Annotated in this window: 1 protein-coding gene; it reads right to left on the bottom strand. The window is 32.3% G+C overall.

Features of this window, described 5'->3' with window-relative positions:
• The coding region (locus AMN78_RS00040) for a hypothetical protein (protein WP_143323139.1) at positions 1 to 402 on the bottom strand (402 nt) is incomplete at its 3' end.
• Between the last annotated feature and the right edge of the window lie 273 nt (positions 403 to 675).

Here is a 675-nt window from a genome sequence, read left to right as displayed (position 1 = left end):
GTCTACTTTAAGAAAAAAACCAAAATTCATGGTCTCACCATCACCTAATGCTGCAATTGACAACGTTGGTGATAATAAATTAAAAGTGCCATTTGAAGTAGATGCATCATTTGGAGAGTTCATACTGTGGGTTTCACTATTATACTCATCTGTAGTTAAACTCCACCCTGAACCAGTAGTCCAACCATCTGCGTTACTTTCAAAATCTTCTTCCCAGAGGATAATCTCTTCTCTGGAAATAGCAGAATGAGGTTGAGGTTCAGGCTCTACAATAACATATTCTTTTCCATCATATTCGATACTTATATCAGTATTCGTTTGAATATTTGCTTTTTCACGGGAAAAAACAACACCAAATAACATGATAGCACTAATTAAGATTACTTTAACGAATCCTTTCATACTTCTTTCCTCCTGTTCGTCGTTTATATTAATTGTTTCTCTTTCTTCCATATTTTATCAATTAAATTCTAAATTTTATTAAACCTATATATAAATTACATTTCCCCACATACTATTTTTCGTGATGACCATCAATTTTGTGATTATAATCATATTTTTACCCTTTTTAATACTGAGCCTGGGATTACCACAGGCTCAGTATTTAATTATACCTAATCTATAAGGTTACTTTACAAGCATAAGCTTTTGGATTTGAGTAAATCCTTCAGCTTG

The organism is Candidatus Pelagibacter communis (genome assembly GCF_001179945.1).
GTDB classification, from domain to species: Bacteria; Pseudomonadota; Alphaproteobacteria; order Pelagibacterales; family Pelagibacteraceae; genus Pelagilacustribacter; species Pelagilacustribacter ubique_A.
Note: the sequence above shows the minus strand (reverse complement) of the source record. Positions and strands in the feature narration are given on the sequence as shown.